At 57.5% G+C, this 8,195-nt stretch carries 8 protein-coding genes; 2 read left to right on the top strand and 6 right to left on the bottom strand.

The features are described 5' to 3' along the window. From J6497_RS39810 to J6497_RS39790, 5 genes are all read right to left on the bottom strand, one after another. Window positions 1-237, bottom strand: a 237-nt coding sequence (locus J6497_RS39810; protein WP_225709096.1) for a helix-turn-helix domain-containing protein, incomplete at its 3' end; no start/stop codon positions are given. 82 nt (window positions 238-319) lie between these two features. After that, the gene (locus tag J6497_RS39805; RefSeq protein WP_225709613.1) at window positions 320-1,045 is read right to left on the bottom strand and encodes a Crp/Fnr family transcriptional regulator; all 726 of its coding nucleotides are present in this window, start codon (window positions 1,043-1,045) and stop codon (window positions 320-322) included. After that, window positions 1,038-1,244 carry a hypothetical protein gene (locus J6497_RS39800; RefSeq protein ID WP_225709612.1) on the bottom strand — a complete coding sequence of 69 codons (207 nt, stop codon included), beginning with the start codon at window positions 1,242-1,244 and terminating at the stop codon, window positions 1,038-1,040. The genes J6497_RS39805 and J6497_RS39800 overlap by 8 nt, the downstream gene beginning before the upstream one ends. Window positions 1,245-2,384: 1,140 nt before the next feature. After that, window positions 2,385-4,037 carry an L-glutamate gamma-semialdehyde dehydrogenase gene (gene pruA, locus J6497_RS39795; protein WP_225709611.1) on the bottom strand — a complete coding sequence of 551 codons (1,653 nt, stop codon included), beginning with the start codon at window positions 4,035-4,037 and terminating at the stop codon, window positions 2,385-2,387. A 373-nt stretch (window positions 4,038-4,410) separates the two neighbouring features. Continuing rightward, complete coding sequence (locus J6497_RS39790) at window positions 4,411-5,718, bottom strand: AMP-binding protein (RefSeq protein ID WP_225709610.1); 1,308 nt, start codon at window positions 5,716-5,718, stop codon at window positions 4,411-4,413. A gap of 681 nt (window positions 5,719-6,399) precedes the next feature. On the opposite strand from J6497_RS39790, the gene J6497_RS42370 reads away from it, so the two are divergent. Both J6497_RS42370 and J6497_RS39780 read left to right on the top strand, forming a co-directional pair. Then, window positions 6,400-6,729, top strand: coding sequence for a DUF2939 domain-containing protein (locus tag J6497_RS42370; protein WP_376708348.1), 330 nt, complete (start codon window positions 6,400-6,402; stop codon window positions 6,727-6,729). Between the two features lie 278 nt (window positions 6,730-7,007). After that, a complete protein-coding gene (locus tag J6497_RS39780) occupies window positions 7,008-7,361 on the top strand; it encodes a hypothetical protein (protein WP_225709609.1) in 354 nt (117 codons plus the stop codon). 364 nt (window positions 7,362-7,725) lie between these two features. Here the strand turns inward: J6497_RS39780 and J6497_RS42365 are convergent, their stop codons facing one another. After that, window positions 7,726-7,872: an amidohydrolase family protein gene (locus J6497_RS42365; RefSeq protein ID WP_225709608.1), complete on the bottom strand. Its 147-nt coding sequence runs from the start codon at window positions 7,870-7,872 to the stop codon at window positions 7,726-7,728. Window positions 7,873-8,195 lie beyond the last annotated feature (323 nt).

Raw genomic sequence — 8,195 nt, 5'->3', positions numbered from 1 at the left:
CGCGTCCTTCAGAAGTCCGTCCACACCTTTCGCCACATAGCGACGGCGCCAGCGGCGGACTGTCAGCAGGCTCTTGCCAGCCACTGCCGCGATCGCCTCCGCCGTCGACCCATCGCTCGCCAGCAGCACGATCCGTGCTCGCCAAACCACCTTCTGCGGCGTGTTCCGGTCCCGGACCAGCCGCTCCAATCGTTCGCGATCGGCTGTGCTGACCGCAATCTGCTCGAGCTTCCTCATCGGCGCAGACTCGCAGGTTTGCGCCAATTTGTGAATCGTCTGTCAGTGACGGAACACTAGCTTGCCGGCGCTTTTGCTGCAGTCACGAACGCAGGGCGGCATAGGCGCCTGAAATAAGTCGGTAACAACTACATGCCCTTTGTTCGAGGCACTTGCGTTCATCAATCTGCAAGACGCCACGCATCTTGCGAATCAATCCCCGTTCTTCAAATCGGATTAGGGTTTCCGTTACTCCAGCGCGGCGCAATCCCAAAACGGACGAAAGGTAGTCGTGGGTAACTGGAAGCACATGCGCGTCAAGAGCATCGCTCGCTAAACAGAGCCAAGACGCGAGCCGCTTTTCGCGATCATGCCGAACGCCGCATAATCCCGTCTGAGCGCAATGCAAGGCCAGCGCTTGAACGTACTGAAAAAGATGTTCTCGGATTTCAGGGCGCTCGTTCATCACCCGACGCAAATCCTCGACACGGATCCTGCGCGCGCTTCCGGGAAAGAGCACCACAGACTGGTGGGTCGGAAGATGTCCCCCCAATAAGAACGAAGCGCCGACAGCGCCCTGATGTCCTATCACCGCCGTTTCGAGGATGCTTTCCGCCGCGACGATCCTCAGCGAGACGAGCCCGGACTCTATGAAATAGACGTGATCAGGACGCCTTTTCGGCTCTTGCAGAACCACACGTTCTCTCAGGACGATCGGCTCTAGGAACCCCCCTATTGCCGCGAGGTCTTGTAGAGAAATTCTCGCCAGAATCGCATTTTTGACGAAGATCCGCGTGTTAGGACGCATGGTATCGGGCCGATCAAGCATCGACCGCCTCCGCGGCACCCGCTCGGTTAAAGAACGCTCCCGCTTCGACAAGCACCTCCCGCTCGACGATCGTCTTCAGGGACCGTTCCAAATTGTCGTTGGACGTAGCCGATCGCTCTAAGAAATGCTGATGAGCATCGAATAACGAAACCTTTTTGAGTGATTGCACGGAATACTCGGCGAACGTTCCTACGCTCACGTTCATCTCCTGGACCCCTTGCCTAAACTTGCCCAAAGGGCACTTGGCTGCTGTTGAGTTGTCACCGAAGTGATGTCTCTCGACTTCGGCGCAGGTCCTAAAAATCATCGCGCCGAAGACCTACTTGAGATGCTCGGAGAAGGGATCGAGGATTATGATCCTGCTTGCGCGGCCTACGCCCATAGTCGGGACGAGGATGCAGGGGTCCGCCAGCCGCAGCAGCCCTCAACTGCAAACGACCGAACTCCAGCGACAGTATAAAGGCTCGAGCTTTCGCCTGTCCGCCCGGCCACATGACCACCCAACAGGGTGCCAAGCCATCGCCGCCTTGGACTCCCCCAGCTTGAGGCGAGCAGCACATCCGCGTTTGGGCATATGTCGGAAGCGAACAGCCAGGCAACGCGAGCAGTCTGGCTAACAACGATGTAGCAAAATGCATACCCACCGTCTCCTCCTCCTTCGATTGATGAGGTGTGATAAATTGTGATCAATGTGAGGGTGCCGCCTCCCGCTACGCCAATACCAATTTTGGGGGGATCAATACCAGATTGGAATTAATGCGCATACCGTGCCGGCCATAGGGCATTGCCAGATTCCAACGGAGGGGAACGCGTCATACGATGCTCGCTGAACCGACACGTTCTGCTTATAAGCCTCTGCGACCTACAGAAATTGCCTGCGCGAGAGGATCGGGTACCATGTCGCACACGCGGCTGTTTCAAGTGCGGAAAGCAGATCGTGAGCTGCTGCCGGTTTGATCGACCGGATAAACTGACGCTCAACCGCATTCAGTTCGAATCGAACGAGGGGAATCCGCGGAGCTTCCCCCACGACGAAAGACTGTGCCGCGGGCCGAACACCGGTCGCTGGTTCATAGGCCAGGTGGTGAGCCAATTGGAGGGCTCAGGCGGGAAGGAAAAAAGGCCGCCCGAAAGGGGCGGCCTGTAATGGTCCGTCGCGGGAGGAAACACTACGACGAACAACTTCAGAAGATCGATTAGGCAGCGACTTGATCCAGGAAGTCCTTAATCACCTCAACACAGCTCAGCGGTACGAAAACCAACATCGAAGGAAGAGCATGTTTGGCATCTGCAGCAGCTTGGCTCCAAATGAGAGAATGTGTAGCAGGACTTCAAACGCTCAATCGTCGGCTGAACTGTTGGACAGGTAAGGATGGCGATAGTCTCTCGGCGAGACGAACGCTTCCTTAATGCTTCTTGGCGAAGTCCACCGGATCAGATTCCACATCGATCCAGCTTTGTCGTTGGTGCCTGACATCCTCGCCCCACCGAATGGCTGCTGGCCAACGATTGCACCGGTTGGCTTGTCATTGATATAAAAGTTGCCGGCAGCGGACCGCAGCCCGCTCAATGCGCGGTTGATGATGCGACGGTCCCTTGAGAATATCGCGCCGGTAAGTCCGTAAGTACCCGATTGATCTATCTTCTCGAGAATCGCTTCGAACTCGCTGTCGCGGTAGACGTATGCCGTAACGATCGGTCCAAAGAATTCCTCACGAAGAAGTCGCGAGTCCAGGTCGTCCGTTTCGATCAGGGTCGGCGCAATGAAGTACCCGGTTTTGTCCTCGGCCTCTCCTCCTCTGAGGATTTTCGCGCTGGATGATTTTACCTCCTCGAAAACCCGCATGTGCTTGCGCCATGCCTTTTCATCGATAACCGCGCCCATGAAATTGCTGAAGTCAGCCACGTCGCCCACTCTGATGGTCGCAATTTCATCGCACAAGACCGTCTTCAGTGTTGGCCATAAGGACGCCGGTATGAAGATCCGAGATGCCGCAGAGCACTTTTGTCCCTGATATTCGTACCCGCCGCGAATGATTGCTGCAGCCAGTGCAGCAACATCAGCGCTCCCGTGAGCCACAATAAAGTTCTTACCTCCGGTCTCTCCGACGAGCCTTGGATAGTTGCGATACTGATCGATGTTCAATCCAACTTTGCGGAAGATGTTGTTAAAGACCTGCGTTGATCCGGTAAAGTGGACGCCGGCAAGGCGAGGATCGGCCAATGCAATCTCGGCGATTTCAGCGCCGTCTCCGTAAACAAGATTGATTACGCCATCTGGAAGACCCGCCTCCTGCAAGAGCTGCATGATCAGGTGAGCAGAATACTTAGCGGTTGCTGCTGGCTTCCAGACAATCGTATTGCCCATCAAGGCCGGCGCGGTCGGAAGGTTCCCGGCGATCGCGGTAAAGTTGAATGGCGTAACCGCAAAGACGAAACCTTCCAACGGTCGGTAATCAGTCCGATTCCAGACACCGGGCGCCGAAATCGGCTGATCTTCATAGAGGCGCCTCATGAATTCGACATTGAAGCGCCAGAAATCAATGAGCTCCGCCGCGGAGTCAATCTCCGCCTGATGAACTGTCTTAGACTGACCAAGCATAGTCGCCGCGTTGAGGCGATCCCGCCATGGACCCGATAGCAGCTCGGCAGCTTTCAAGAAAATTGCCGCCCTCTCCGTCCACGGCCACTTCGACCAATCGTGCCATGTACGAATGGCTGCATTTATGGCTGCATTCACCTCAGTTGCAGATGCCAGATGGGCATCTCCGAGAACGTGATCGTGGCGGTGAGGCATCACCGCCGGCTCACAGCGACCAGTCCGCTGTTCAACACCGTTGATGATGAGTGGCAGTTCGACGCGCTCCTTGCTCATTTGCTCCAGCGCAGCTTTTATCGCCGCTCGCTCGGGGCTGTTTGGGGCATAGTCGTGCACCGGTTCGTTGCGCGGAAGCGGTGGACGCGAGTTAGCAGTTTCAACAACCGAATTCATGTCTAGGACCATTCTAAGCGAGAACCAAGTGGTAGAGTCTCTCTTTACCTTGAGACTTGCGAGCGCGGCGTGCCACACATTCTCGTAACGGCTTGTGGTTCACCGCCATTGATTTTTTCAACCTGTCCTTTCGCGCCGAGCTTCCAGGCTCGCTCGTCCTCAACGAAATTCGCGCGCCACAAGTATTGCTTTGCGATGCCAAGTGCCTCTGTAAGCTTTGCGCCGAGCTTCCGTGCTCCGGATAGCGTAGTTCCAAGAACGCTGTGCTCTTCTACGAAATGATGAGTCGATCCAAACCGGACGCACTTTATTGCATCCACCATTCGGCCAGTAATGGGAAGTTCTATTGTGCGCGACCACCCGACGCTTTCCTTCACGAGCCACGGACCCCGACATCCACGTCTGGGTGCGAGCTGATCACCGGCTCAACCTCCCAAGCAGAACCGCCTTCCCCTCGCCTTCGCGAGCAGTCCTGCTTGCGCCCGACGTAGTAGAAAAAGCCGTCCTCGTCCTGGTAGCCCAGGTCACAGGTGTAGACGCATCCGTTACGCAACACTTCAGCCGTTTTCTTCGGATCGCGGAAATATCCCGCCATGACGATCCCGGGCAGTTTAGGTCGCACCACGATTTCGCCAATCTCACCATTTGGCAACTTCTTGCCGTCCTCACCAGCAATCCATGAATCGAACTCTTCTGCTGGCTTGCCAATTGAACCAACGCGCCCCTCGAGGTTTAGGTGAGTGAAGGTTTGCGCCTCGGAAAGTCCGTACCCTTCTCGAATAGTGACACCGAACCGCTGTTCAAAAGTGCGCCAGCTGTCTTTGGGGACCGCAGCTCCCCAAGCAACGCGGATTGGATTGTCTCGATCGTCCGGACGAGGCGGTTGCCTCGACAGGATGTCTATCGCTCCGCCGAGATAATGAAGAAGAGTTGCGCCAGATTCTCTGATTTGATCCCAGAGTTTTGATCCGCTGAAGCGTTCAACCAAGGCGATGCACACTCCGTGTTGCAAAGCCATAACAACGGTCAACCAACCTGCGCCATGGTGGAGCGACTCGCAGAGAAACACGACGTCATCGTCTCGGACACCCGCGAGGATAGCGGCGGCCCTCCCTCCGATTTGACAGAAGCGCTCAGTTTGAACCACGCCCTTCGGGCGTCCGGTCGATCCCGATGTATAGGCGATCGTGTGCACGCGATCGAGCAGCGCCGGAATGGGGTCACAGGTTGCAGACAGATGCTTGAGAGAAAGCGAGCCAAACGGTGGGTTGAGGTTAAGATCAACGGCATTGCGCACCAAGATCCGCAAGCCCACAAACCGGATCTCCTCGTGAGCCGCCCTCACTTCCGATAAGAATTCGGGATCGATGATCAAAAGCTGTGGCTCGGCATCATCTAGCCGAAGCTGAATGCCGCCGCGCTTCAGGTGCGTGCTTACCTCGATACTGATTGCGCCGACCCAAGCCAAAGCAAGATAGATCACAACATGGTCCGAGTGATTCGACATCATCAGCGCGACCCGGTCGCCCCGCTTAGCGCCAATCTCGCGAAGAGCCGCCGACACAGAGGAGACGCGCTGCTTCAACTCTGAGAAGGTCATGACGCGGCCCTCAAACCGCAAAAAGGCCTTTCTCGGTCGTTCCCGGCATTGCTTAGTGATGAGCTCGTGAAGCGTAAGCATTAGATTCCCATGCGCACCAGCGATCCTCTGAGGATTCACCCATTCGCCTCTGGTGAGGCCAATACCAATTTCGGAGTCACAAATACCAGATTGGAATTGATGGGCGTGCCGCCGTCCGCGACCGGAGCGTCGACCTAGGGCTATGGTATTGGCGAATTCAGCTATTTATGTGATCTCGTTAAGAAATCGCAAGACGAGCGCGGTCAGCGCCACGATGTTGAGCTGCCCGACACTGGCTACCCGACCGTCTGCGGCGAGTTCACGGACTTGTCCACGCAAGGAGAGGGTGGCTTCACTGATCCGGCCGCTACGGGTCTATCCCAAAGCGGGTAAGCAAAGGACTCAGTTTAGACTTAGGGCTAGACTTCTATGGCTTGCCTTCATCTTCTAGTTGCGAAACAATCCGGCCGCTGGGGAATATTTTATGCCGGACACTACGCCACCGAAACGCAGACAGCGTTGGTACGTCGACGTCAATTCAAAAGTCTATGGGCCGTATGATGAGCCTACCATTACTCAAATGGTTGAGCGCAGTCAGATATTTGCCCAAGGACCTGGTTGTTAGCGAGGGCGCATCGGAGTGGGTCGATGTCGCGAACGAGCGGTGGTACGGCTCCTGTTTAACAAACGACAAGGTGCCGCTGCACTTAGCGAACCTCCTGTACGTCGCAAGCGGCGTGTTTGGACTGGCGCGCACTCGTAGTCGCCGTCTGCTTGCTAATAGTCTGCTGGTTCGCGTGGCCCTATTACGCGGTTCTAAGCCTTATGCAAGCTGCTCGGGATGGAGACCTTTCAACGCTTGAGCGCCGTGTAGATTGGAACAGCCTTCGTCAAGCGCTCCGAGGCGACTTGAACGCGCGCTTGTTGCAACGCATGAACGGAAAAACGACGCGATGGCTGCCGGGTTCCCTAAGTGCGGCTGCTGCGCCTTCGCCGCCGCTCGGGTCAACCGCCGTCCGGTCGCGTGACTTGGTACCGATACCGGAAGAATGTGCCGGTCGGGGTCGGTAAGGGCAAGCCGCTGGTTTTGTCGATGTTTGCCTTACCCGCCTCATCGCGCTGCCCCCCTTCCGCAGGGTCGGCCCAACGTCATCGCCCACCACTTGCTGCAGGCTCGATTGAGCGATTGAGCCGAGCCGACTCGCCGTCCTTTGGAAGGTCTGCAGAGCGGGCGTTCACATGAACGGCGCCTGCCATCCAGCCTCCTCATCGTGGCCTCACGGGCCAATCAACATTACGCGGGCTATTGCTCACGCTCGATCAGACGAACCACATCGGGCGACCGCTCGATGATCGCTTTTCCGGATCATGCTCTGGCGAACTCGTCAAACTCCAGAATGCGAATTTTGCAGCGCCAGGCCCAGTTGGGCGACAATGCGGCCGGCGCGCGGCTGGCTGCACCGTCGCGGGTCGCGGTGCGGCTGCCGCATTTGGCGACGCATGATATCGTGAGATCGATCGGGACATTAGGACCGCTCCAGCGCAGTTGGGGCGACATGCAGCATTCGATCCCCCTCAGGAGGGGGCAAATGGGCAAGCGAGGTGCGCTCTGCGGTTTCGACAGCGGCTACAACGGCCGGACCTTCCGCGCCAGCGCGGATGATCGCCGAGCGCTCGCACGGTACAGATCGCGAGGCAGTTAGGGCATGAATGCAGCGAGTAATATAAGGCTGCTGCAGATGCAAATATGGATGCACTATCGGAAGATCGCGATGACCGCGGGCAATTGATCGATGACGTGGATGGCGCCCCCTTCAGCCATGCCCGCAGCGACTCCCCCTCGCCGAGCGGATCAGCCCTGTCACTCAATTAAATCAAAATCAATCTGCACTGGCATCGGCTGCTTCAGTGGGCAAGCGCGGTGAACGCCCGCCTCGTGCGATGCGGGTAGAAGACGTCGTGGACGGCTGGTCAAAGTCGTACAGGGCAACAGAGGTCTCGCCGAGGATCCGCCCTCGGGCGTCCTCGTCTGGGACGAGTTCCGCAAGCCATTCCAGGGTTCTGCGCCTAGGATGGCGCGTAGGCGTGAGCGGCCGTCACGTGCGGCCACTCCGACCCCCACAGTAGCCGTTCCGGCCCGAGCTCCTCCAGCATTCTGCCCGTCGCTGTCTGGGCCCAGCCATCTGGGACGCGTCCGATCCCCGACGGCTTCACCCCGCCTCGGCGCCCCTAGCGCACGTGCGGATTCCGAGATGATGGTGCGCACCGTACCGAGTTGATGGCGCGCAGGGTTCCGAAATGATCGCGCGCAGCATTCCGAGCATTCTCCGCGCAGCATTCCGATTTGATCGCGCGCAGTTTCGGATGGTGTGAGGCCTGATCGTTGGGTCATTTCTCCGGCTGGAATCAGCTTGGAGAATTGGATGCCGACGAGGAGGGTTATCATGCGCCATGTGCGCGAGATTGTGAGGTTGAGCCTTGAGGCTGGGCTCTCGACGCGCGTGGTTGGCGAGCGTGTCGGCGTCGGGCCGACGACG

This window comes from Bradyrhizobium cenepequi, assembly GCF_020329485.1.
Classification (GTDB): Bacteria; Pseudomonadota; Alphaproteobacteria; order Rhizobiales; family Xanthobacteraceae; genus Bradyrhizobium; species Bradyrhizobium cenepequi.
The sequence above is the reverse complement of the archived record's forward strand: the minus strand, read 5'-3'. Positions and strand labels throughout refer to the sequence as shown.

What these genes read in the sequence shown, in the direction of transcription:
- J6497_RS39790 (WP_225709610.1), bottom strand. Translation starts at nt 5,718, where the DNA reads ATGCTTACGCTTCACGAGCTCATCACTAAGCAATGCCGGGAACGACCG.
- pruA (WP_225709611.1), bottom strand. Translation starts at nt 4,037, where the DNA reads ATGAATTCGGTTGTTGAAACTGCTAACTCGCGTCCACCGCTTCCGCGC.
- J6497_RS39805 (WP_225709613.1), bottom strand. Translation starts at nt 1,045, where the DNA reads ATGCTTGATCGGCCCGATACCATGCGTCCTAACACGCGGATCTTCGTC.
- J6497_RS39780 (WP_225709609.1), top strand. Translation starts at nt 7,008, where the DNA reads ATGATCGCTTTTCCGGATCATGCTCTGGCGAACTCGTCAAACTCCAGA.